Raw genomic sequence first — 23446 nt, forward strand, 5'->3', positions numbered from 1 at the left:
TGCTAGTGGCGGAACGGCGCCCACACGGGAGTGGTTTCGTCCCAGCTATCCAGCTCGGAAGGCTGTGTATTGAACATGATAAGATATCCTTATCAAATTGGGTTGGTGACGCTCATTCGCCCGCGCGTGCCAGGCGCGTAGCGTCGTTGGCGCGGCTTTCCTGCAGCGCGATGCGCTGGGCCTGCGTGCGGCCGATCAGGCTCTGCTCCGGATACGTCGTCTTGTTGAGCGAGGGCAGCGTGCCGTTGCGATAAGCCTCGACTACTTCCGCCTTCACTTGTGCGCGCGTTTTAGGCGTGCTGTTGTCGACTTGTGTAGCTTGCTCTGCTTGTGGCGCGGTTTGCGCAACGGTTGGCTGATCGCTTTGCGGGCCATACGTGCCCGCGCGGCCGATGCCGCCCGCGAAGGCCGATGCGCTCGCGGCGAGCGTGATGACGAGGGTGGCGCCGAGCGCGGTTGCGAGAGTGCGTTTCATGATCTGCTCCTGTTTATAGGCGCCCTGGCTCTGAACGATGAACCGATGGCCGTGGCGACAGGTGCAAATGTAGATGTGCAGGCTCGCGCGATAAACGTCCCGAACGCGAAAGGAATTGTCGAAAAACCGGAACAATCGTGAAAACGCGCGCCATCATGTTGCTCCTGATGGCGCGCGTATTGGGAAGATGCGTGGGATGCGGCCTGGCGGCTTATACAGCCCGGCCTACGCTGCCCATTCCGAAATCACCGGCGTTTCGAGCGCGGGCGCCTGCTCGCGCTCTTCGAGCGTGCGCAGCGTGCAGGCCTTGTCGAGCGAGGCGCGGCCGGAGAGGAGCGGGCAGCGGTCGAAGACTTCGGCGATCCAGTCGACGAACACGCGCACCTTCGGCGACAGATGGCGGCTGTGCGGATACACGGCCGAAATCGGCATGGGCAGCGGCTTGAAATCGGGCAGGACCTCGACGAGCGCGCCCGATTTCAGATGCGGCAGCACCATGTAGCGCGGCCCCTGAATCAGGCCGAAACCTTCGATGCCGCACGTCACATAGGCATCGGCGTCGTTCACCGAAATCATGCTCTTGAGCTTGATCTCCACTTCCTTGCCGTCGACGAGAAACGCCCAGTCGATCACGCGCCCCGTGCGAGGCGAAAAGTAATTCACGGCGCGATGCCCGCTCAGCTCCTCGAGCGTCTGCGGCGTGCCGTGGCGCTCCAGATACGAGGGCGCCGCGCACGAGACGCCTTCGAACAGGCCGATGCGGCGCGCGACCAGCGACGAATCCTGCAGCGCGCCCACGCGCACGACGCAATCCACGCCCTCCTGGAGCAGATCGACCGGGCGGTCGGTCAGGCCCAGTTGCAGGTCGATGTCGGGGTAGCGCCCGTGAAATTCGCACAGCGAAGGAATCACGATGAGGCGTCCGATCGACCCCGGCATGTCGATGCGCAGCTTGCCGTGCGGCTTGCGGTTGCGGTCCTGGAACGTCAGCTCGGTTTCTTCGACGTCCGCAAGAATGCGCACGCAGCGCTCGTAGTACGCCGCGCCGTCGGGCGTGAGCGAAAGGCGGCGCGTGGTGCGGTGCATGAGGCGCACGCCGAGAAAGGCTTCGAGATTCTGGATGATCGTCGTGACCGAGGCGCGCGGCATGTCGAGCGTCTCGGCTGCGCGCGTGAAGCTGTTGGTGTCGACGACGCGGGTGAACACCTGCATGGCCTGAAGGCGGTCCATTGCCACTCTCCGAAAGACATCGGACGCACGCCGCGCGGCTTTGTGCGAGGCCAGTCGCGCGAATAAAGGAAACAGATTGTTCAGGTGCGCCGAATTGTGTTGCCGGATTATAGGCATTTATTTGCAAGTCTGCCGAACCCACAATTCGCACCATTCGATTCTATTCTCGCGCATTGCGCCGTTTCGACATGGATGCCTTCAAACGTTCGACGCCGTGGATTTCCGCCGACCTCTCCGGTAGCGCTGCCGAGGGCGCGCCGCTATCGGCGCGCCCTTCGGCTGGCGGCACGGCCGCGCCGCGCCTCGCCGCAGCACCGGCGCCGGCCCCGGCGGGCAGGGCCCAGGCCACACAAGCGGCCCAGACGGCACAGACGCCCATCGACGTGAGCGAAGTGACGATCGAAGGCTACGCGCAGGAGATCGTGCTGCGCCTGTACCGTCCGCGCGGCGCAAACAATCTGCCCGTGCTGCTGTATTTCCACGGCGGCGGCTTCGTGCGCGGCACGCTCGACGACGCCGACGCGGCCAGCCGCTTTTTCGCAGAGCGCTTACCTGCGCTCGTCGTGTCGGTGGGCTATTCGCTCGCGCCGCAGTTTCCATTTCCGGCCGCACCCGAAGACGCGTATCGCGCCGCGCAATGGGTGCTCACGCGTGCCCGCGCATTCGGTGGCAGCACGAAGCGCATCGTTGCCGCGGGACATGACGCAGGTGGCCAGATCGCCAACGTGCTCGCGTTTATCGGGCGCGATCGCGGCGACGTGCGGCTTGCCGCGCAGGCGCTGTTCGCGCCGATGCTCGACCCGAGCCTCACGCGCCTCGGCGACGAAGCGCGGCTCGCCTCCGACATTTCCGCGAGCGAATGCGCGGCCTGCTATCGCGCGTATCTGCCCGAAGCCGCGCAGCGCATGCATCCGTATGCGGCGCCGCTGGAGTCGTCGCGTCTTGGGGGCTTGCCGCCCACGTTCATCGTCACCGCGCAAAACGACGTCCTGCATATCGAAGCGGAGAAGTACGCGGTACGCCTGATCGAAGCGGGCGTGCGCACGCATGTGGTGCGCTACCCGAGTGTCTCGCACGCGCAGATCGGCGCGTATCCCGAAGCGCTGGCCGAAGCGGTGCGCTTTTTCCGCTGTTGCTTCGAAGCCGGCGCGGCCTGTTAGCGCCGCCGTAGCGAACCGGAAAACGTATTCATCGAAAAACAAGCCCTTATTTTTCTGGAGCCCGCCATGTCACTCAACTCGCATTCCCGTAAGCGCATCGCGCTAGCGGTGGCCGCTGTTCTCGTTGTTGCGGGGTTCGGCTCGCTCGTCGCCATGCGTCTGGACTCGCACCCGGCCGTGGCCGCCGAAGCGCCGCCGGCGCCCGAGGTCGATGTCGCCGCCGTGCTCAAGCGCAACGTCACCGACTGGCAAAGCTACTCGGGGCGCATGGCCGCCGTCGAGAAAGTCGAGGTCCGCCCGCAGGTCTCGGGCACGATCGTCTCCGTGAACTTCCGCGACGGCGCGCTCGTGAAAAAGGGCGACACGCTGTTCGTGATCGATCCGCGTCCGTATCAGGCCGCCGTCGATCAGGCCGCGGCCCAGGTGGCCGCCGCGCAGGCGCGCACCGGCTATGCGCAGAGCGACTGGGAGCGCGCGCAGCGCCTCATTGGCGACAACGCCATTGCGAAGCGCGACTACGACGAGAAGCAGAACGCCGCGCGCGAGGCGAGCGCGAATCTCAAGGCCGCGCAGGCCGCGCTCGAAGCCGCGCAGATCAATCTCGGCTATACGCGCATCGTCGCGCCGGTCTCGGGGCGCGTCTCGCGCGCCGAGATCACGGTGGGCAACGTGGTCTCGGCGGGCGCGAGCGCGCCGCCGCTCACGACGCTCGTTTCGGTGTCGCCCATCTACGCCGAATTCGACGCCGACGAGCAGACCTATCTCGACTACATCAGCCGCATGAAGGATGGCTCGAAAGTGCCCGTCGAACTGGGGCTCGCGAATGAGACCGGCTACTCGCGCAGCGGCACGATCGAGTCGGTGGACAACCGGCTCGACACCGCCTCGGGCACGATCCGCGTGCGCGCGCGCTTCGACAACGCGGACGGCGCGCTCGTGCCGGGTCTCTATGCGCGCATCAAGGTGAGCGGCAGCGCGCCTCATCCGGCGCTGCTCGTCGACGAAGCGGCCATCGGCACGGACCAGGACAAGAAGTTCGTCTATGTCGTGGACGGCGCGGGCAAGGTCGCGTATCGCAACGTGCAGATCGGCGGCCAGCAGGGCAATCTGCGCGTGATCGTGGGCGGCCTGCAGGTGGGCGACCACGTGATCGTGAACGGCACGCAGCGCGTGCGGCCCGGCGAAGCCGTGCGCTCGCATGAGGTGCCGATGAACGGCGACCCCGACGGCGATGCGGCGTCCTCGCTCGCGAATTCTGCCTCGAAGCCCGCCAAGACTTCCTGACGCGCGTAGTGCCTGCCGCTTCGGCGGCCCACGGCCACGCATCCAGTTAGTCATCCGAAATTTAGAGCGACCCATGAACATATCGAAATTCTTCATCGACCGGCCGATCTTCGCGGGCGTGCTGTCCGTGCTGATCCTGCTGGCCGGGGTGATCGCACTGTTCCAGTTGCCGATCTCCGAGTATCCCGAGGTCGTGCCGCCTTCGGTGGTCGTCCACGCGCAGTATCCGGGCGCGAATCCGAAAGTGATCGCCGAAGCCGTGGCCGCGCCGCTCGAAGAGCAGATCAACGGCGTCGAGAACATGCTCTACATGCAGTCGCAGGCGAACAGCGACGGCAATCTCACGCTCACGGTCACGTTCCGTCTCGGCACCGACCCCGACAAGGCCACGCAGCTCGTGCAGAACCGCGTGAACCAGGCGCTGCCGCGCCTGCCCGAGGACGTGCAGAGGCTCGGCATCACGACCATCAAGAGCTCGCCCACGCTCACGATGGTGGTGCACCTGATCTCGCCGAACAATCAGTACGACATGACGTATCTGCGCAACTATGCGCTGCTCAACGTCAAGGACCGTCTCTCGAACATCCAGGGCGTGGGCGAGGTGCAATTGTGGGGCGCGGGCGATTACGCCATGCGCATCTGGCTCGATCCGCAGAAGGTCGCGCAGCGCAATCTCACGGCGCAGGACGTCGTCAACGCGATTCGCGAGCAGAACGTGCAGGTCGCGGCGGGCGTGATCGGCGCCTCGCCGAGCGTGCCGGGCACGCCGCTGCAACTGAACGTGAATGCGCGCGGGCGTTTGCGCACGGAAAGCGAATTCGGCAACATCATCGTCAAGACCAACCCCGACGGCGGCGTGACCTATCTGCGCGACATCGCGCGCATCGAGCTCGCGGCGTCCGAATATGGCCTGCGCTCGCTGCTCGACAACAAGCCCGCCGTGGCGCTCGCCATCAATCAGGCGCCCGGCGCGAATTCGCTCGCGATCTCCGACCAGGTGCGCGCGGCGATGAAGGAGCTAAAGGAGGACATGCCCGCGGGCGTGGACTACAAGATCGTCTACGACCCCACGCAGTTCGTGAGATCGAGTATCGAGGCGGTCGTGCATACGCTGCTCGAAGCGATTGCGCTGGTCGTGGTCGTGGTGATCGTGTTCCTGCAAACGTGGCGCGCGTCGATCATTCCGCTCATCGCCGTGCCGGTGTCGATCGTCGGGACGTTCTCGCTGCTGCTCGCGTTCGGCTTCTCGATCAACGCGTTGTCGCTGTTCGGCATGGTGCTCGCCATCGGCATCGTGGTGGACGATGCGATCGTGGTGGTGGAGAACGTCGAGCGCAACATCGCCAGCGGGCTTTCCGCGCGCGACGCCACTTACAAGGCCATGCAGGAAGTGAGCGGCCCGATCATCGCGATCGCGCTCACGCTCGTGGCCGTGTTCGTGCCGCTCGCGTTCATGAGCGGCCTCACGGGCCAGTTCTACAAGCAGTTCGCCATGACCATCGCCATTTCGACGGTGATCTCGGCGTTCAACTCGCTCACGCTTTCGCCGGCGCTCTCGGCGCTTTTGCTGCGCGGCCACGGCGCGAAGGAAGACTGGCTCACGCGCGTGATGAACCGTGTGCTGGGCGGCTTTTTCCGGCGCTTCAACAAGGTGTTCCATCGCGGCTCGGAGGACTACGGGCGCGGCGTGAATGGCGTGCTGCGCCACAAGGGCGGGATGCTCGCGGTCTACGCCGTGCTGATCGGCGCGACGGTGCTGATGGCGCGCATCGTGCCGGGCGGCTTCGTGCCCGCGCAGGACAAGGAATATCTGATCGCGTTTGCGCAGCTGCCCAACGGCGCCTCGCTCGACCGCACGGAAAACGTAATCCGCGACATGAGCGCGATCGCGCTCAAGCAGCCGGGCGTGGAAAGCGCGGTGGCGTTCCCGGGTCTTTCGGTGAACGGCTTCACCAATAGTTCGAGTGCCGGCATCGTGTTCGTCACGCTCAAGCCGTTCAAGGAACGCAAGGGCAACGCGCTTTCGGCGGGCGCGATCGCGGGCGCGCTCAACCAGCAATACGCGGGTATCAAGGACTCCTTTATTGCGGTGTTCCCGCCGCCGCCGGTGCTCGGTCTCGGCACGCTAGGCGGCTTCAAGATGCAGCTAGAGGATCACGGCGCGCTCGGCTATGAAGCGCTCAACCGCGCGACCGAGGACTTCGTGAAGCGCGCCGCGAAGACGCCCGAGCTGGGCCCGACCTTCTCGAGCTATCAGATCAACGTGCCGCAACTGAACGTCGATCTGGACCGCACCAAGGCCAAGCAACTCGGCGTGCCGGTCACGGACGTGTTCGACACGATGCAGATCTATCTGGGCTCGCTCTACGTGAACGACTTCAATCGCTTCGGGCGCGTCTATCAGGTGCGCGTGCAGGCCGATGCGCCGTTCCGCCAGAAGGCCGACGACATCCTGCAACTGAAGACGCGCAACGCCGCGGGCGATATGGTGCCGCTCTCGTCGCTCGTGACGGTGACGCCCACGTACGGGCCCGAGATGGTGGTGCGCTACAACGGCTATACCGCGGCCGACATCAACGGCGGCCCGGCGCCCGGCTATTCGTCGGGGCAGGCGCAGGCGGCGGCCGAGCGCATTGCGGCCGAGGTGCTGCCGCGCGGCATCAAGTTCGAGTGGACCGACCTCACGTATCAGCAGATTCTCGCGGGCAACTCTGGCATCTGGGTGTTTCCGATCAGCGTGCTGCTCGTGTTCCTCGTGCTCGCGGCGCTCTACGAGAGCCTGACGCTGCCGCTCGCGGTCATCCTGATCGTGCCGATGAGCGTGCTGTGCGCGCTGACCGGCGTGTGGCTCACCCAGGGCGACAACAACATCTTCACGCAGATCGGCCTGATGGTGCTGGTGGGCCTCGCCTCGAAGAACGCGATCCTGATCGTGGAGTTCGCGCGCGAGCTCGAGCATGACGGACATACGCCGCTAACGGCTGCCATCGAGGCGAGCCGGCTGCGTTTGCGTCCGATTCTGATGACGTCGATCGCGTTCATCATGGGCGTAGTGCCGCTCGTGCTGTCGTCGGGCGCGGGCTCCGAGATGCGCCATGCGATGGGGGTGGCCGTGTTCTTCGGCATGCTCGGCGTGACGGCTTTCGGCCTGCTGCTGACGCCGGTGTTCTACGTGGTGCTGCGCACGATCGCGGGCGGCAAGATACACGTCGCGCAGAAGGACAACGCGCGCACGACCCGCTCCACGGTGGATGCGTAACGAAGGATCATCAAGATGACTAACTATTCAGTTCCATCGACGAAGCCGCGCCAGATCGGCGAGATGAGCGGCGAGATGAGCGGCTTCTGGCGCCTGACGCGGCTGGCCGCGAGCGTCGCGTTGTTTGCGTGGCTCGCGGCGTGCAACGTCGAGCCGACCTACAAGGTGCCCGACGCGGGCGTGCCGAACGCGTACAAGGAAGCGCCGCTGCAAACGCAGGCCCAGCCTGCAGGCCCGCACGACGTGGGCTCATGGACGCCCGCGCAACCCGCCGACGACGCGCATCGCGGCGAGTGGTGGAAGGCGTTCGGCGATCCCACGCTCGACCAGCTCGAAGATCAGGCGCAGGCCGCGAATCAGGACCTCAAGGCTGCCGCCGCGCGCGTGCAGCAGTCGCGCGCGCTCACGCAGGCGGCGCGCGCCTCGTGGTTCCCGTCCATCGATTCGGGCTTCGGGCCGACCTACGAGCGCGCCTCGCCGGCCTCGCAGTATCTGCCGCAGAACGCCAACGTGCCCGCGCAAACGCTGTGGCGCGCGCAGGCCACGGCGAGCTACGAAGTCGATCTGTTCGGCCGCGTGAGCTCGAACGTGCACGCCACTCAGGCCGATGCGCAGCAGAGCGAAGCATTGTTCCGCTCGGTGCAGCTCGCGCTGCAGGCCGACGTTGCGCAGAACTACTTCCAGTTGCGCCAGTTCGACTCCGATGCCGATCTCTACCGGCGCACGGTGGCGCTGCGCGAAGACGCGCTCAAGCTCGTCGAGCGCCGCTTCAAGGAAGGTGACATCAGCGAGCTCGACGTATCGCAGGCGCGCAACGAGCTGGCGAGCGCGCGCGCCGACGCCGTGGGCGTGGCGCGCCAGCGCGCGGCCTCGGAGCACAGCCTCGCGATCCTGCTCGGCAAGGCGCCGGCGGACTTCACGTTCCCCGAGACGCCGCTCGCGCCCGTGGTCGTGCAGGTGCCGCCGGGGCTGCCGTCGACGCTGCTCGAACGCCGCCCCGACATCGCCGCCGCCGAGCGTGCGATGGCCGCCGCGAACGCGCGCGTGGGCCTCGCGAAGTCAGCGTTCTTTCCGAAGCTCGATATCACGGGCGCGTTCGGCTACGAGTCGGCCTCGCTCGGCGACCTCTTCATGTGGTCGAGCCGCGCGTTTCTGCTCGGACCGTTCGCGGGCACGGCGCTCACCTTGCCGCTGTTCGACGGCGGGCGGCGCAAGGCCAACCTCGCGCAGGCGCGCGCGAAGTACGACGAGGACGTCGCGCAATATCGCCAGCAGGTGCTCGTGGCGTTCCGCGAGGTGGAGGACAACCTCTCCGACCTGCGTCTGCTCGACGACCAGATCAGCGCGCAGGACGATGCGGTGAGCGCCTCGCAGCGCGCCGCGCATCTTTCGCGCACGCAGTACGAGGAGGGCGAGGTCAGCTATCTGAACGTGATCGACAGCGAGCGCTCGGTGCTGGTCTCGCAACTGCAGGCGAGCCATTTGGAGGGCTCGCAGGCGGTGGCGACCGTCAATCTGATCCGCGCGCTGGGCGGCGGCTGGGGCGATGCGCGGCCCGACGCGGCGCCTGGTGCGCAGCCAGTCAATGCGCCGGCCGCGAGCGCGGGGCCTTTAGCGCCGCTCGCTGCTCGCTGAGCGCCGAACCCGCACGCAGTCGCCTCGCGGCTGGCCGATATGTCCACGCATATCGCCAGCCGCGATTTCGTTTGCGCAATCAGTTCGTAGACCGCCGGCGCGCGCGCCACTATCATCGGTCGATCGAAGCTGGAGCGGATGGCGCGCGATCGTCGTTCGTATTCGTATAACGTCTGCGTTCGTGGATGGTGGCGCACGGCTAGTGGCGCACGGCTAGTGGCGCTCGGCTAGTGGCGCACGGCGCTCCGGTCATCGCTTCGGGCTACTCACAGGGGAACACAGGCATGAACGATCGACGCCGGCCACCGGCCTCGCACACTGCATCCGCGCGCCGCGACGCCTCACTCTCGGCGCTGATCGAGACCTTGCGCGAGAGCGCCGCGCGGCGCGACTTGGCGGGCGGCCACGCCGGAGCGGAAAAGCAGCGCATCGCCGATGCGGGCCTGCTCGCGCTCGCCGTGCCGCGCGAGTTCGGCGGCGCGTTCGGTGGCGCATTCGGCGAGGGCGGGCTGCGCTGGGGCGCGCTCTACGAAACCATTCGCGCGATTGCGCGCGTCGACAGCGCGCTTGCGCACCTGCTCGGCTTTCAATATCTGCAGATCGCGAGCGTCGATCTCTGGGGCAACGCCGCGCAGCGAGCGAACTGGCTGCAAGGCACGGTCGAGTATCGCTGGTGGTGGGGCAACGCGGTCAATCCGCTCGACACGCGCCTCGTCGCGCAGCCGGACAAGGCGGGCGGCTGGCGCCTGCACGGCAAGAAGGGCTTCTGCTCGGGCACCTGGGGCTCGCAGATGATGACCGTGAGCGCGCACGATCCCGCCACGGGCAAGCCCGTCTTCGCCGTGGTGCCCACGACGCGCGAAGGCATTACGGTGCACGACGACTGGGACCCGATCGGCCAGCGTCAGACCGATAGCGGCACGGTGTCGTTCGATGCCGTCGAAGTGCGCGCGTCCGAGGTACTGAATCGGCCCGAAACGCCGCGCGCGTCGCTGCGCACGCTGGTTTCGCAGCTCGTGCTGACCAATCTCTTCGTGGGTCTGGCCGAAGGCGCGCTCGACGAGGCGCGCGCCTACGTGCTCGCCCATGGCCGCCCGTGGGTCAACGCGGGCGTGCAGCGCGCCGCCGAGGATCCGTATCTTCAGCAGCGCTTTGGCGAAATGCGTATCCAGGCCTTGTCGGCGGCCGTGCTCGCGGATCGCGCGGCGTCCATTCTTGATGCCGCGTGGGAAGCGGGCGACGATCTCGACGCGGCGGCGCGCGCCGAAGTCTCGCTCGCCATTTCGGAGGCGAAGATCGTGGCGCACCGCGCGGCGCTCTACGCGGGCGAGCAACTGTTCGATGCCTGCGGCGCGCGCGCCACCAACGCCGCGCTCGCGCTCGACCGCTTCTGGCGCAATGCGCGCGTGCATACGCTGCACGACCCGCTCGATTACCGTGTGCGCGACGTGGGCCGCCACGCACTCACGCAGGAGCTGCCGGAGCCGACGCTGTACACTTGAGGGACCGATCGCGCGGCCCGGTGAGAGAGTGGGGATCTTGCCCCGCACCCAGCTCAGCACGCCTTGCGCGCTGTGCCCGATGCAACCGCGGCCCGCGCGCGACCGTCCATCTCTCGAGGAACGTTCCGTTGGAGTTCAAGCTACCGACTACGGCGACGGCGCCGTTCTGCCCGTCCGAAGTGCAGGGCAGCGTGGAGGTTTCGCCACGGGCGCCATTCTGGAAAAAGTTCTTGCAGTTCGCCGGGCCCGGCTTGCTGGTGTCGATCGGCTACATGGACCCCGGCAACTGGGCCACCGACATCGAGGCCGGTTCGCGCTACGGCTACGACCTGTTGTTCATCGTCGTGCTTTCGAGCATCGCGGCCATGGCGCTGCAATGCCTCGCGATGCGCCTCGGCATCGTTACCGGGCGCGACCTGGCCGAACTCTCGCGCACGCGCTATCCGCGGCCCGTCGTGCTCGGGCAGTGGGCGCTGGCCGAAGTCGCGATCATCGCGTGCGATCTTGCCGAGGTGCTGGGCGGCGCGCTCGCGTTCCATCTGCTGCTGGGCTGCTCGTTGTTGTGGGGCGTGGCGCTCACGGCCTTCGACACCCTGATCGTGCTCGGCCTCAAGGGCAAGAATTTCCGCACGCTCGAAGCGATCATGGCCGGGCTCATCGCCACCATCGGCGTGGGCTACGTGATCGAGCTAGCGCTTGTGAAGCCGCACTGGCCCGCGGTGTTCGCGGGCGCCGTGCCCTCGTGGCACGCGATTGCATCGCAGGAGCCGCTGTATCTCGCCATCGGCATTCTCGGCGCGACGGTCATGCCGCATAACCTCTATCTGCACTCGTCCATCGTGCAGACGCGCGCCGTGAAGCGCGACCACGCGAGCCTCGCGCAGGCCATCGGGCTTTCGCGGCTCGACACTCTGGTCTCGCTCACGCTCGCGCTGCTCATCAACGCAGCCATTCTGATTCTCGCGGCGGCGGCTTTTCATGCGACGGGCCACACCCAGGTCACCGAGATCGAAGACGCCTACAAGCTGCTCGCGCCCATCGTGGGCAGCGGCGCGGCGGCCGTGCTGTTCGCCGTGACGCTGCTGGCCTCCGGGCAGAGCTCGACCTTCACCGGCACCGTGGCGGGGCAGGTCGTGATGGAAGGCTTTCTGCAGATGAAGATCCCGTGCTATCAGCGGCGTCTCATCACGCGCGTGCTCGCGCTGATTCCCGCTTTCGTGGGCGTGTGGCTGCTCGGCAACGGCGCGGTGGGCAAGTTGCTGGTGGCAAGCCAGGTGGTGCTGAGCCTGCAACTGCCGTTCGCGCTGTGGCCGCTCATCCGCATGACCAACGACCGGGCGCTGATGGGGGAATTTGCGAACCGGCTGCCCACGCGCCTGATTGCGTGGCTGCTGTTTGCCGTGATTACGGCGGCGAACCTGTGGCTCGTCTGGCAGACGTTCAGCGGGAATTGAGGGAGAGGGAAGAAGGCGGCGCGCGCGGCGCTCGCAGCGGGGCCACAGAACGGCCCTGAATGCGCTTCGCCGTCCGGCCCTCGTTCCGAGCGCCGGACGGCTTCGCGTCTAGTGTTGATGCGTCCGGTTTTGTGCCTGCGCGACACGCCGGATCTTTGGTCTCCTACGCTTATGCAGCCTCGGCAATGCCATCCGGCGTCTGCACCGGAAGGTCGCGGTCGGTCTGCTCGGCGCCCCGTCGCGCTGCAGCCGCCTTCTTCGTCTTGCCAGCGCGCGAAGGCGGCTGGCATGCGCCACACACGACGTTGTGCTGCAGGTCGTGACGGTGCGCGACGAATTTGCCACCACAACGGCAGCAAGGCGTCATCTGCAGAATATCGGCATCAAAAAACCGCACCAGGGTCCACGCACGCGTGAGATCGAGCACCGGCTCGGTCCCGCTGTGGCGGCAGTGTTCCAGATACAGCCGGAACCCCTTGGTGAGCGCGTCGAGATGCGAGCAACGCGCTTCATGCTTCAGGAACAGGTACGTGTTGTAGAACAGCGACGCGTGGATGTTCGCGAGCCACGTCATGTACCAGTCCGCCGAAAACGGCAACATTCCCTTGGGCGGCGACACGCCGCGGATCTCGCGATACAGGCGGATCATGCGGTCGCGCGAGAGCGAAAGCTCGCTCTCCAGCACCTGCATGCGCGCGCCCAGCTCGATCAGCGCGATCGCGCGAAACACTTCCTGTGCGTCTTCGGTGAGGCTGCGCCGGTTGGTCGACATGGCCCGTCCTCAGGCGAATTGCACAGCGGGCTGCCCTGCAAGCAGGATGGCCGCGTGGGTGGCCGCCACGTCGGCATGCCGGGTCGTCTGCGTGAGCGCGGACAGCATGGCATGGTCGTCGAAGCGGAACAAACAAAGGAGCTGGTCGGAAGCGGCCAGCTTTACGATCTGCGCGAGCGACAGACCGGAAAGCAGATCGGCCAGTTCCGACGACAGTCCCAGCCGGAACATACCGACTGGCTTGTCCTCGCGCAGCATGCGCTGTGCGAGCATCAGATACGACAAGTTAATTTCGCGGATTGAATCCAGCGTCTCGCTGCTGCGGTCCATTTCTCTCTTTTCCGAAGCCCCGATTAACCCCCCGGCGTTGTTCGCCGTTGTAACTTTTTTGGTCTTTGGCCGGCTCGCTCTTTGGTGGCGTCGCCTGACTCTTTGATACAACACGTTACAACTCGTAACATGTTGGAGCGAATTGTATGAGGACAACTTCGAGAAATCAATCCTTTTCTCAAAAAATAATCTGTCTGTTACAAAGCTTTTCGGTAATTTGTTCTTGCCTGTTCCGGCTGACTCATAGCACGGATCAGCCAAACCTTATGGGACAAGGAGTTTTCCGTAAGGCACTGCGGCATAAGGGTTTTTCGGAAGGGTGCCGAGGCATGCGCAATGAATCAGGAAGCGTGCTTTATTGATGCGTTACGGATAACGGAATTGAAAGGAATTGCGTTTATCGGTAATAACTGCGCGTTACAAATCAAATAGGTATGAAGATTGACTTGTAACAGGTGTTGCGACCCTGTGTAACCAGTTCTATCAAGATGTGACAAACGGACGAGCCGTCGGTCGCGTTGACGCGCTTTGTAACGCGGCTCGTTGACGTGGGTGTGTCAATCGCATGAGGCGGCCCCCAATCTTCTGATGAAGATAGCCGCCGTCGGCATGGCGCCGCTTGGAGAGGATCGCGCCCACACGGGCTTTATTATCGTTTTATATCACGACGTGATATAAAATAATGGTGTAGTTTGGTTGGCAGGTTGGGTTCGGGAACGAACGAGGGAGAACCGGGATGGGCGCGTTCAATCGCATTCTGCTGTGTTACGACGCCACCCGCGAGGGGCGCCGCGCGTTGCGCGAGGGCAAGGAGCTGGCGCTCGAATGCCGGGCGCAGACGCATCTGCTCGCGGTGCTGGACCAGTCGCCGCTGCAATGGGGCACCGACATCGCGTCGGCCGTGCCCTATGAGGCCGCGGAGGCGGCGGCCAAGGACATCCTCGAAGACGGCGTGGCGCGCCTGAAGGCGCTCGGGCTCGAGGCCACGGGGCATTTCGCCGTGGGCCGCGCGATCGATGAGATCGCCCGCGCGAGCGCGTCGTTCAGCGCCGACCTCATCGTGCTGGCCCATCATCGCAGGGGCCCGTTTGCGCGCTGGTGGGACGGCCGCGACGACCGCAAGCTGCTCGACCGGGTCTCGTGCAGCGTGCTCGTGGTGACGGCGCCGGAGGCAGCCGAAGCGGCGGCCGCCTGAGCCGTGTGTGCCGTTTGCGAGTCGTGCGAGCGCCGAGCCAGGAGCGCGCTAACTAAGTATGTGCATGCGCCCCGGAGACTGGGGCCCGCTTGTCGCCGAGGATCGGCGCGCGCTTGACCTCGCTGATATAGAGCAGGATGAGCGAGACCCACACGATGCCGTAGAGCAGCATGAAGCAGCTCGAACGGATCTTGAGCAGGTCGAGCAGCATGCCGAACAGGATCGGCAGCAGGAAGCCGCCCAGCCCGCCCGCGAGGCCGACCACGCCGGTCACGACGCCCATGTTGGAGGGAAAGTCGTCGGCCACGTACTTGAAGGTCGAGGCCATGCCGAACGCGAGCACGCCGCCCAGCACGAAGGTGAGCGCGACGAAGCCCGCGAGCGGCATGCTGATGTGCAGCGTTGCGGCGCCGTCGATGGTGTGGATAACGAAGTCGGTGGCCGGATACGAGAGAATGAACAGGCAGATCCACGCGACCCACAAGCCCCACCAGGTGACGTTGTGCGCGCCCAGCTTGTCGGCGAGCACGCCGCCCACCGCCCGCAGCACCGATCCCGGCAGCGAGAAGCCCGCCGCAAATGCCGAGGCCATCACAAGCGACATGCCGTATTCGGCCTTCAGATATTGAGGAATCCATAGTGAGAGCGCCGTGAATCCACCGAACGTGATCGAGTAATACTGGCAAAGGCGCCAGACGCGCGAGTCGGCGAGCACCTTGAAGGCGTCGAGCCACGAGCCGTTCGACTTGCCCGCGCCGGGGTCGCGCGCGGAGCCCAGCCAGAAGATCACGGCGGTCACGAGGAGCGCGAGCGCATAGACGCGCGGCACGAAGCGCCAGCCGTAGAGCTTCTCCAGTTCCGGCGTCACGAACAGGTTGACCGCGGCGCCCACGGTGCCCGCGCCGAAGAAGCCCATGGCGAAGCCGCGCTGCTTCGGCGGAAAGAAGCGCGCGACATAGGGCGTGCCCACCGCAAACGAGGCGCCCACGCAGCCCAGAAAGAGGCCGATTACGAGGAATTGCCATAGCTCGTTCGCATAACTGATGATATAGACGGGCACAGCGCAGACCACGAGCAGGATCGTCATGACGATGCGCCCGCCGAAGCGGTCGGTCCACGTGCCCAGCGGCAGCCGCATCACGGCGCCGGTCAGCACGGGCGTGGCCGTGAGCAGGCCGAACTCGGTGCTGTTGAGCTTGAGCTCCTCGCGCAACTCCACGCCGAGCACGCCGAACATCATCCATACGACGAAGCAGACCATGAACGCGAGCGTGCTCACGAGCAGCACGGACCACGCTTTGGCGTCCGCCACCACGGGCGGCGCGGCGCCCTGGGTGGGCATGCGGGTTGAGGCGTTACGCAGATTCATGACGTCTCCCTGGCAGTCCGGATCATTAAATCATTGAACCAGCGGGCTCGTTGCGGCATCGACGGCGGCGTTTTCTAGCGTCGCCTCCGAAGCGAGAATCGACACGTACTGCTGGATGGCCTTGTGGCGCACCCGCTCGCTCAGGAAGCGCGCAATGTCGTCGGCGGCAGCGTCGAACGCAACGGGCTCGCCGGGCACGCGGCGCTCGATGCGCACGAGATGAAAGCCGTAGCGCGTGCGCACGAGACGCGGCAGCAGGCCCACTTCGGGGCTGTCGAAGAGCGCGCTCTCGAATTCGGGCACGGTGTCGCCGCGCATCAGCTGGCCAAGGCTGCCGCCCACGCCCGCCGAGGGACAGTTCGAGAGCTCGCGGGCACGCGCCTCGAAGCTCTCGGGCTCGTGCAGCAGCGTGTTGAGCGCTTCCTCGGCCTTGTGGCGCAGCAGCGCGAGCGGCACACGGTCGGTCACCGCGAAGAGAATATGGCTCGCGTAGACGATCTCGTTGCGGATGAAGCGCGTGGGATGCTGCTCGTAGAAGCGCCGGCAGTCCTCCGGCGTCGGCTCCGGCGTCCGCAATTCCCGCGCGAGCAGCGCTTCGAGCACGTCGTCGTCGAGCGGGCTTGCGGCATCGATCAGCGCGAGCGCCACTGCACGTTGGCGCAGCAGTTCGCGCACCACCAGCGCGCGGCGCGCCGCGAGCAGCGGGTTGGGATCGTCGGCGTGATGGCGGCTTTCGTCGGCGATCGCGTCCAGATCGATGGCCACCTGGTTCACGCGGGCGGGTGCGTCATACCCGGCGTCCGCCACGGCTTGCGAATCGGCATTCATGTTCGGTCTCCCCGGCGTTTCAGCGCTTGCGCACGAGTTGATAAGGGCGCAGCAGATAGGCCACCGAAGCGATGCCGCTCCAGATATGCACCATGCGCGTGAACGGCGAGACGAGGAAGATCGTGAAGCCGAGCGCGATGTGCGTCTGGTAGACGAGCGGCACGCCGTCGAGGAGGCCGGCGATATTGCTGCGGAACGTCACGACGCCCTTCACGTAATCGGTGAGCTGCTCGAACATCGCGCCGTCCATGTGGCGCGCCGAAAGCACGACGGTGGCGAGCCCCAGCGCGAGCTGCACCCACAGCATCAGCACGATGACGATGTCCCACGTGCGGCTGTTGTGGCGGATGCGCGAGTCGCCGAGACGCCGCGCGATCAGCATCGTCAAGCCGACGATGGCGAAGAGGCCGGCGACGCCGCCCGCGACCATCGCGAGCAACTGGTGCACGGACGCCGAGATGAACGGCGCCACGAGCCAGTGCGGCGCGAGAAAGCCCACGAAGTGCCCCATCACCACGACGAGGATGCCCCAGTGAAAGAGATTGCTGCCGACGCGCAGCGTACCCTGCCGCAGCAGTTGCGACGAGTCGCTTTTCCACGTGTATTGCTCGCGGTCGAACCGCACGAGCGAGCCGAACAGCAGCACCGCGAGGCAGATGTACGGATAGATGCCGAACAGGAACTGATGGAAATATGGGCCCATGACTGCTCCTTGTTTGCTGAATGCGTCGGGTACCGCGCGCTGTACTGAACCGGGTGCTGCGTGCTCCTGTCCGTGTTTCAACGCGGCGGACGGCGCGCATGGAACTGCACGGGCGCCACGGCCGGCTGCGCGTTACCCATGAAGCGCACGGGCTCCTCGCTCCACGCGGCGTCGAGCGCATCGAGGTCCTGACCGTCGTGCGGCGCGTTCGCATCGTCGTCGTGCGCGGCTGCGGGCAGCGCCGCCTCGATGTCGCCGGCGACGTTGCCCGCGAGCGCGAGCACGGCGCCCGTCACATACGCGTAGTGGCTGTTGCGGCGGCTCAGCTCCGCGGTGATCGACTGCAGGATCGCGGCGGTCTCGCCGAGCAGCGTGCGCGCCTCGCCCGCTTCGAGTATCGAGAGATATTCGAGGAACACCGGCAGATAGTCGGGCAGTTGCTCGGGGCCGAGCAGCAGGCCGTGGCGCTCGTACATCTGCTTCAGGTCGATCATGGCCTGGCCGCGCTCGCGCGACTCGCCATGCACGTGCTCGAACAGATGCAGCGAGGTGGCGCGGCCGCGATCGAACAGCGCGACGTAGTTCTCCTGGAGCGCGAGCAGATCGCGCGAGCCGAGATAGTCGAGAAAGCGCAGCAGACGCTCGCGCGTCTCGCCTCGCAGCGCGCGCTCGCCCTGCACGAGGGTGCGCACTTCGTCGAGCGAGCCGAGCAGCGCGTCGTTCGGATATTCGAGGCACGCGGCGAGCAGCCGGAACGTGAGGCTATTGGGGCGGGTCGCAAACATTCAGATCTCCTGAATGGGAATCTGGCGATGGCCGCTCTTCGGCGCGAACAGGCTGGCCTCGCTGCGGCCGTCCGAGCAGCCGTTGCCGAAGGTGAAGCCGCAGCCCGAGCGCAGATCGAACGCGTCCTCCGCATATTCGCGGTGCGTCGTGGGGATCACGAAGCGGTCCTCGTAATTCGCGATCGCGAGATAGCGGTACATCTCCTCGACCTGATGCAGCGAAAGCCCCGCCTGCTCGAGCACCTGGGTGGCGTCCACGCGGTCTACGTGACGCGCGCGCATGAACGCGCGCATCGCGAGCATGCGCTCGAGTGCCACCTTCACGGGCTGCTCGTCGCCGGCGGTGAGCAGATTCGCGAGATAGCGCAGCGGAATGCGCAGCGACTCCACGTCGGGCAGGTAGCCGTTCATGCCCAGGTCGCCGCTGTTCGCGGCCGAGTTGATCGGCGAGAGCGGCGGCACGTACCAGACCATCGGCAGCGTGCGGTACTCCGGGTGCAGCGGGAACGCGATCTTCCAGTCGATCGCCATCTTGTAGACAGGCGAGCGCTGCGCGCCGTCGATCCACGCCTGCGGAACGCCGTCGCGCGCGGCCTGCGCGATCACTTCAGGATCGAACGGGTCGAGGAACACATCGAGCTGCGCCTGATAGAGGTCTTTCTCGTCGGCCACGCTGGCGGCCTGTTCGATGCGATCGGCGTCGTAGAGCAGCACGCCCAGATAGCGGATGCGGCCCACACAGGTTTCCGAGCACACCGTGGGCTGCCCCGCCTCGATACGCGGATAGCAGAAGATGCACTTCTCGGCCTTGCCGCTACGCCAGTTGAAATAAATCTTCTTGTACGGGCAGCCCGAGACGCACATGCGCCAGCCGCGGCACTTGTCCTGGTCGATGAGCACGATACCGTCTTCCTCGCGCTTGTAGATCGAGCCGGACGGACACGAGGCCACGCAGGCCGGATTGAGGCAGTGCTCGCACAGGCGCGGCAGATACATCATGAAGGTGTTTTCGAACTGGCCGTAGATGTCCTTCTGCACGTTTTCGAAGTTATAGTCCTTCGAGCGCTTCTCGAACTCGCCGCCCAGAATCTCTTCCCAGTTCGGCCCCCATTCGATCTTCTCCATGCGCTCGCCGCTCACGAGCGAGCGCGGCCGCGCAACGGGCATCGCTTTCGTGTTGCCCGCTTCCTGCAGATGCGCGTAATCGAAGGTGAAGGGCTCGTAGTAGTCGTCGATCTCGGGCAGATGCGGGTTGGCGAAGATCTTCGCGAGCAGTCGCCACTTGCTGCCCTGGCGCGGCTCGATCTTGCCGTCGGCCTTGCGCACCCAGCCGCCGCGCCAGCGCTCCTGGTTCTCCCATTCCTTCGGATAGCCGATGCCGGGCTTCGTCTCGACATTGTTGAACCACGCGTACTCCATGCCCTCGCGGCTCGTCCAGACGTTCTTGCAGGTGACCGAGCACGTGTGGCAGCCGATGCACTTGTCGAGGTTCAACACCATGGCAATCTGTGCGCGCACCTTCATGACGCTTCTCCTTCGCGGACGGCCGCGTTGACGGCGGGGGGCAGGGCGCCCACGGGCGTTTCTTCGCTGTCGAGCCAGTCGATGTTTTTCATCTTGCGCACGAGCAGGAACTCGTCGCGATTCGAGCCCACCGTGCCGTAGTAGTTGAAGCCGTAAGCAAGTTGGACATAGCCGCCGATCATGTGCGTGGGCTTGAGCGAGATGCGCGTGACCGAGTTGTGAATGCCGCCGCGCGTGCCCGTGATTTCCGAGCCCGGCGTATTCACGATCTTCTCCTGCGCGTGATACATCATCACCATGCCGCGCGGAATGCGCTGGCTCACCACGGCGCGCGCGCACAGCGCGCCGTTCGAGTTGAAGCACTCGATCCAGTCGTTGTCCGCCACGCCGATCTGCGCGGCATCCTGCTCCGAGATCCAGACGATCGGGCCGCCGCGCGAGAGCGTGAGCATGAGCAGATTGTCCGTGTAGGTGCTGTGAATGCCCCACTTCTGGTGCGGCGTGATGAAGTTGAGCGCGATCTCGGGATTGCCGTTCGAGCGCGTGCCTTCCATGTGCGCGTAGCTGCCGGTGTCGATGGGCGGCTTGTAGACGCACAGCGCTTCGCCGAACGCGCGCATCCATTCGTGGTCCTGATAAAGCTGCTGTCTGCCGCTCAGCGTGCGCCACGGAATCAGCTCGTGCACGTTGGTGTAGCCCGCGTTGTACGAGACGTGCTCGGATTCGATGCCGCTCCACGTAGGCGACGAAATGATCTTGCGCGGCTGGGCCTGGATATCGCGGAAGCGGATCTTTTCGTCGGCGCGCGCTTCGGCCAGATGCTCGTGCCCGATGCCGGTGATCTTGCCGAGCGCCTCCCACGCCTTCACCGCGACTTCGCCGTTGGTCTCGGGCGCGAGCGAGAGGATCGTTTCGGCCGCGTCGAGCGCGGTCTCGATGCGCGGGCGGCCCGCGGCGTCGCCGAAGCGGGGCTCGTTCGCATGACGGTAGTTGAGGGCGCCAAGCTCGTTCACCTCGTGCTCGGTGTTCCAGCTAATGCCCTTGCCGCCGTTGCCGAGCTTGTCCATCAGCGGTCCGAGCGAGGTGAAGCGATGGTATGTCTCGGGGTAGTTGCGCTCGAGCACGGCCACCGCCGGCATGGTCTTGCCCGGCACCGGCTCGCACTCGCCGCGCTTCCAGTCGGCCACGCCGAAGGGCTGCGCGAGCTCGCCCGGCGCGTCGTGCGCGATGGGCGAGAGCACCACGTCGCGTTCGCGGCCCAGGTGCCCCACGGCGAGCTCCGAGAAGCGCTTCGCGATGCCCTTGAAGATCTCCCAGTCGCTCTTCGCCTGCCACGCGGGGTCCACGGCGGCGGAGAGCGGGTGAATGAACGGATGCATGTCGGACGTGTTCATGTCGTCCTTCTCGTACCACGTGGCCGTGGGCAGCACGACGTCCGAGTACATGCAGGTGGTGGACATGCGGAAGTCCAGCGTGCAGAGCAGGTCGAGCTTGCCGCGCGGCGCTTGCTCGTGCCAGACGACTTCCTCGGGGCGCGGCGCACCGTGCTTCGCGACTTCCTCGCCCTGCACACCGTTAGTGGTGCCGAGCAAATGCTTGAGAAAATACTCGTGGCCCTTGCCCGACGAGCCGAGCAGGTTCGAGCGCCACACGAACAGGTTGCGGGGGAAGACGGCAGGATTGTCGGGGTCCTCGCAGGCGAGCTTGAGGCTGCCGTCCTTGAGCTTGTCCGCCACTGTCGCGCCCGCCTGTGCGGCTTCGCCGAGCGCGCGCCCGAGTTCGAGCGGGTTGCACGCGAGCTGTGGCGCCGAGGGCAGCCAGCCCATGCGCTCGGCGCGCACGTTGTAGTCGATGGGCGTGCCGTGATACGCCGACTTGTCCGCGAGCGGCGAGAGCAGGTCGGTGGGGTTCATCGGGTCGTAGCGCCACTGGTCGGTGTGCGCATAGAAGAACGAGGTCGCGTTCATCTGGCGCGGCGGACGGCTCCAGTCGAGCGCGAACGCGAGCGCAGTCCAGCCCGTTTGCGGGCGCAGCTTCTCCTGGCCCACGTAATGCGACCAGCCGCCGCCCGACTGGCCCACGCACCCGCACATCACCAGCATGTTGATGATGGCGCGGTACGCCATGTCCATGTGATACCAGTGATTGATGCCCGCGCCGATGATGACCATCGACTTGCCCTGGGTCTTGTCCGCGTTCTCCGCGAACTGGCGCGCGACGTTGATCACGTCCGCGCGCTTGACGCCCGTGATCGCTTCCTGCCAGGCGGGCGTGTAGGGCACGTCGTCGTCGTAGCTTTGCGCGACGTCCTTGCCGCCGAGGCCCTGATCGAGCCCGTAGTTCGCGATGAACAGATCGTAGACGGTGGCCACGAGCCGCTCGCCATCGCGCGTGGCCACGCGGCGCACGCCGATGCGGCGGCTCAGCACCGACTGGTGATCGGTGTGCGCGTAGTGCGCATGCGCGACGTTGCCGAAGTACGGGAACGCCACGTCGACCACCTGGTCGTGGCCCGCGACGAGCGAGAGCGCCGGCGTGAGCGGCGCGCCCTGCGCGCTTTCCTCGCGCAGATTCCATTTGCCGAGATCGCCGCCTTCCTGCTGGCCCCAGCGAAAGCCCGCCGAACCCGCGGGCACCGCGAAGGCGCCATTCGCGGAGTCGATCACGACGGTCTTCCAGTCGGGGTTGTTGGCCTGGCCGAGAGCGTCGGCGAAATCGGAGGCGCGCAAATAGCGCTCGGGCACGTACTGGCCGTCGCGCTCGGCGAGCGTGACGAGGCACGACATGTCGGTGTAGCGGCGGCAGTAATCGGCGAAATACGCGCTCTTGCCCGCGAGATGGTATTCCTTGAGGATCACGTGGCCCATCGCGAGCGCGAGCGCGGCGTCGGTGCCCTGCTTGGGATGCAGCCAGATGTCGCCGAACTTCGCGCCTTCGGCGTAATCGGGAAAGATCGACACGATCTTCGTGCCGCGGTAGCGCGCCTCCACCATGAAGTGCGCGTCGGGCGTGCGCGTTTGCGGCACGTTCGAGCCCCACAGCATGATGAACGTGGAGTTGTACCAGTCGGCCGACTCCGGCACGTCGGTCTGCTCGCCCCACGTTTGCGGCGAGGCGGGCGGCAGGTCGCAATACCAGTCGTAGAACGAGAGGCACACGCCGCCGATCAGCGAGAGATAGCGCGAGCCCGCCGCATACGAGACCATCGACATCGCAGGAATGGGCGAGAAGCCGATCACGCGGTCAGGGCCGTGGCGCTTGACCGTATGCACGTTGGCCGCCGCGACGATCTCGGTCACCTCGCTCCAGTCGGCGCGCACGAAGCCCCCGAGGCCGCGCCGCGACTGGTAGCTCTTGCGCGCCTCGTCGTCGTCGACGATCGCGGCCCACGCGTCCACGGGCGAGAGCGTGCGGCGCTTCTCGCGCCACAGCTTCACGAGCGCGCTGCGCACGAGCGGATACTTGAGGCGGTTCGCGCTATAGAGATACCACGAGTACGACGCGCCGCGCGAGCAGCCGCGCGGCTCGTGATTGGGCATGTCGGGGCGCGTGCGCGGGTAGTCGGTCTGCTGCGTCTCCCACGCGACAATGCCGCCCTTCACATAGATCTTCCATGAGCACGAGCCCGTGCAATTCACGCCATGCGTGGAGCGTACGATTTTGTCGTGCGCCCAGCGCGTGCGGTAGGCGTCCTCCCATTTGCGGTCTTCGTCTGTAACGGCGCCGTGGCCGTCCGCGAATTGTGGCCTGGCCGTAGTGAAGTAACGCAGACGATCCAGAAAATGACTCATGGCATCTCCAGACTGCTGTTTGGGGGACAGGATTGATTTAAGAAGATGAATGTGAAGAAGTAAAGCTGATGCAACAAATAAATTCAGCGGCCTATGTTTTTCTTTCCGCTCGGCTCGTGCAATGCAATCTGGATAATCGCTAATTCCTCG

17 protein-coding genes are annotated in these 23446 nt (G+C 65.7%); 7 read left to right on the forward strand and 10 right to left on the reverse strand.

The features are described 5' to 3' along the window. Positions 1-112 precede the first annotated feature (112 nt). A complete protein-coding gene (locus tag U5775_RS25110; protein WP_322060806.1) occupies positions 113-475 on the reverse strand; it encodes a DUF4148 domain-containing protein in 363 nt (120 codons plus the stop codon). 225 nt (positions 476-700) lie between these two features. After that, the gene (locus tag U5775_RS25115; RefSeq protein WP_322060807.1) at positions 701-1705 is read right to left on the reverse strand and encodes a LysR family transcriptional regulator; all 1005 of its coding nucleotides are present in this window, start codon (positions 1703-1705) and stop codon (positions 701-703) included. Between the two features lie 188 nt (positions 1706-1893). On the opposite strand from U5775_RS25115, the gene U5775_RS25120 reads away from it, so the two are divergent. From U5775_RS25120 to U5775_RS25145, 6 genes are all read left to right on the forward strand, one after another. Then, positions 1894-2865 (forward strand): alpha/beta hydrolase, encoded by a 972-nt coding sequence (locus U5775_RS25120; protein WP_322060808.1) that lies wholly within the window; start codon positions 1894-1896, stop codon positions 2863-2865. A gap of 66 nt (positions 2866-2931) precedes the next feature. Beyond that, positions 2932-4149 carry an efflux RND transporter periplasmic adaptor subunit gene (locus U5775_RS25125; RefSeq protein ID WP_322060809.1) on the forward strand — a complete coding sequence of 406 codons (1218 nt, stop codon included), beginning with the start codon at positions 2932-2934 and terminating at the stop codon, positions 4147-4149. Positions 4150-4222: 73 nt separating this feature from the next. Continuing rightward, complete coding sequence (locus U5775_RS25130) at positions 4223-7408, forward strand: efflux RND transporter permease subunit (RefSeq protein WP_322060810.1); 3186 nt, start codon at positions 4223-4225, stop codon at positions 7406-7408. 75 nt (positions 7409-7483) lie between these two features. Further along, complete coding sequence (locus U5775_RS25135; RefSeq protein WP_322060890.1) at positions 7484-9043, forward strand: efflux transporter outer membrane subunit; 1560 nt, start codon at positions 7484-7486, stop codon at positions 9041-9043. A 284-nt stretch (positions 9044-9327) separates the two neighbouring features. Continuing rightward, positions 9328-10545: an acyl-CoA dehydrogenase family protein gene (locus U5775_RS25140; protein WP_322060811.1), complete on the forward strand. Its 1218-nt coding sequence runs from the start codon at positions 9328-9330 to the stop codon at positions 10543-10545. Positions 10546-10673: 128 nt separating this feature from the next. Further along, on the forward strand, positions 10674-11999 hold the full coding sequence (locus U5775_RS25145) for an Nramp family divalent metal transporter (RefSeq protein ID WP_322060812.1): 1326 nt from the start codon (positions 10674-10676) through the stop codon (positions 11997-11999). A gap of 169 nt (positions 12000-12168) precedes the next feature. Here U5775_RS25145 and flhC read toward each other — a convergent pair whose 3' ends face one another. Together flhC and flhD are read right to left on the reverse strand one after the other, a co-directional pair. After that, complete coding sequence (gene flhC / locus U5775_RS25150; protein ID WP_322060813.1) at positions 12169-12771, reverse strand: flagellar transcriptional regulator FlhC; 603 nt, start codon at positions 12769-12771, stop codon at positions 12169-12171. A 9-nt stretch (positions 12772-12780) separates the two neighbouring features. Further along, positions 12781-13101, reverse strand: coding sequence for a flagellar transcriptional regulator FlhD (gene flhD, locus U5775_RS25155; protein ID WP_028220752.1), 321 nt, complete (start codon positions 13099-13101; stop codon positions 12781-12783). A 736-nt stretch (positions 13102-13837) separates the two neighbouring features. Here flhD and U5775_RS25160 point away from each other — a divergent pair. Next, positions 13838-14296 (forward strand): universal stress protein, encoded by a 459-nt coding sequence (locus U5775_RS25160; protein ID WP_322060814.1) that lies wholly within the window; start codon positions 13838-13840, stop codon positions 14294-14296. A gap of 52 nt (positions 14297-14348) precedes the next feature. Here U5775_RS25160 and U5775_RS25165 read toward each other — a convergent pair whose 3' ends face one another. From U5775_RS25165 to U5775_RS25190, 6 genes are all read right to left on the reverse strand, one after another. After that, a complete protein-coding gene (locus tag U5775_RS25165; protein WP_322060891.1) occupies positions 14349-15638 on the reverse strand; it encodes a nitrate/nitrite transporter in 1290 nt (429 codons plus the stop codon). Positions 15639-15695: 57 nt separating this feature from the next. After that, entirely contained in the window at positions 15696-16493 is a 798-nt protein-coding gene (locus U5775_RS25170) for a peptidylprolyl isomerase (protein ID WP_322060815.1), read from the reverse strand. Between the two features lie 19 nt (positions 16494-16512). Further along, a complete protein-coding gene (gene narI / locus U5775_RS25175) occupies positions 16513-17196 on the reverse strand; it encodes a respiratory nitrate reductase subunit gamma (protein WP_322060816.1) in 684 nt (227 codons plus the stop codon). Between the two features lie 77 nt (positions 17197-17273). Next, complete coding sequence (gene narJ / locus U5775_RS25180; RefSeq protein WP_322060817.1) at positions 17274-17981, reverse strand: nitrate reductase molybdenum cofactor assembly chaperone; 708 nt, start codon at positions 17979-17981, stop codon at positions 17274-17276. Beyond that, positions 17982-19505 (reverse strand): nitrate reductase subunit beta, encoded by a 1524-nt coding sequence (gene narH / locus U5775_RS25185; RefSeq protein WP_322060818.1) that lies wholly within the window; start codon positions 19503-19505, stop codon positions 17982-17984. Next, positions 19502-23296: a nitrate reductase subunit alpha gene (locus U5775_RS25190; RefSeq protein ID WP_322060819.1), complete on the reverse strand. Its 3795-nt coding sequence runs from the start codon at positions 23294-23296 to the stop codon at positions 19502-19504. The genes narH and U5775_RS25190 overlap by 4 nt, the downstream gene beginning before the upstream one ends. Between the last annotated feature and the right edge of the window lie 150 nt (positions 23297-23446).

The organism is Paraburkholderia sp. J63, assembly GCF_905220245.1.
Classification (GTDB): domain Bacteria; phylum Pseudomonadota; class Gammaproteobacteria; order Burkholderiales; family Burkholderiaceae; genus Paraburkholderia.

What these genes read in the sequence shown, in the direction of transcription:
- U5775_RS25120 (WP_322060808.1), top strand. Translation starts at nt 1,894, where the DNA reads ATGGATGCCTTCAAACGTTCGACGCCGTGGATTTCCGCCGACCTCTCC.
- flhD (WP_028220752.1), bottom strand. Translation starts at nt 13,101, where the DNA reads ATGGACCGCAGCAGCGAGACGCTGGATTCAATCCGCGAAATTAACTTG.
- U5775_RS25165 (WP_322060891.1), bottom strand. Translation starts at nt 15,638, where the DNA reads ATGCCCACCCAGGGCGCCGCGCCGCCCGTGGTGGCGGACGCCAAAGCG.
- narJ (WP_322060817.1), bottom strand. Translation starts at nt 17,981, where the DNA reads ATGTTTGCGACCCGCCCCAATAGCCTCACGTTCCGGCTGCTCGCCGCG.
- U5775_RS25125 (WP_322060809.1), top strand. Translation starts at nt 2,932, where the DNA reads ATGTCACTCAACTCGCATTCCCGTAAGCGCATCGCGCTAGCGGTGGCC.
- U5775_RS25135 (WP_322060890.1), top strand. Translation starts at nt 7,484, where the DNA reads ATGAGCGGCTTCTGGCGCCTGACGCGGCTGGCCGCGAGCGTCGCGTTG.
- U5775_RS25115 (WP_322060807.1), bottom strand. Translation starts at nt 1,705, where the DNA reads ATGGACCGCCTTCAGGCCATGCAGGTGTTCACCCGCGTCGTCGACACC.
- flhC (WP_322060813.1), bottom strand. Translation starts at nt 12,771, where the DNA reads ATGTCGACCAACCGGCGCAGCCTCACCGAAGACGCACAGGAAGTGTTT.
- U5775_RS25130 (WP_322060810.1), top strand. Translation starts at nt 4,223, where the DNA reads ATGAACATATCGAAATTCTTCATCGACCGGCCGATCTTCGCGGGCGTG.
- U5775_RS25110 (WP_322060806.1), bottom strand. Translation starts at nt 475, where the DNA reads ATGAAACGCACTCTCGCAACCGCGCTCGGCGCCACCCTCGTCATCACG.
- narH (WP_322060818.1), bottom strand. Translation starts at nt 19,505, where the DNA reads ATGAAGGTGCGCGCACAGATTGCCATGGTGTTGAACCTCGACAAGTGC.
- narI (WP_322060816.1), bottom strand. Translation starts at nt 17,196, where the DNA reads ATGGGCCCATATTTCCATCAGTTCCTGTTCGGCATCTATCCGTACATC.
- U5775_RS25190 (WP_322060819.1), bottom strand. Translation starts at nt 23,296, where the DNA reads ATGAGTCATTTTCTGGATCGTCTGCGTTACTTCACTACGGCCAGGCCA.
- U5775_RS25170 (WP_322060815.1), bottom strand. Translation starts at nt 16,493, where the DNA reads ATGAATGCCGATTCGCAAGCCGTGGCGGACGCCGGGTATGACGCACCC.
- U5775_RS25140 (WP_322060811.1), top strand. Translation starts at nt 9,328, where the DNA reads ATGAACGATCGACGCCGGCCACCGGCCTCGCACACTGCATCCGCGCGC.
- U5775_RS25160 (WP_322060814.1), top strand. Translation starts at nt 13,838, where the DNA reads ATGGGCGCGTTCAATCGCATTCTGCTGTGTTACGACGCCACCCGCGAG.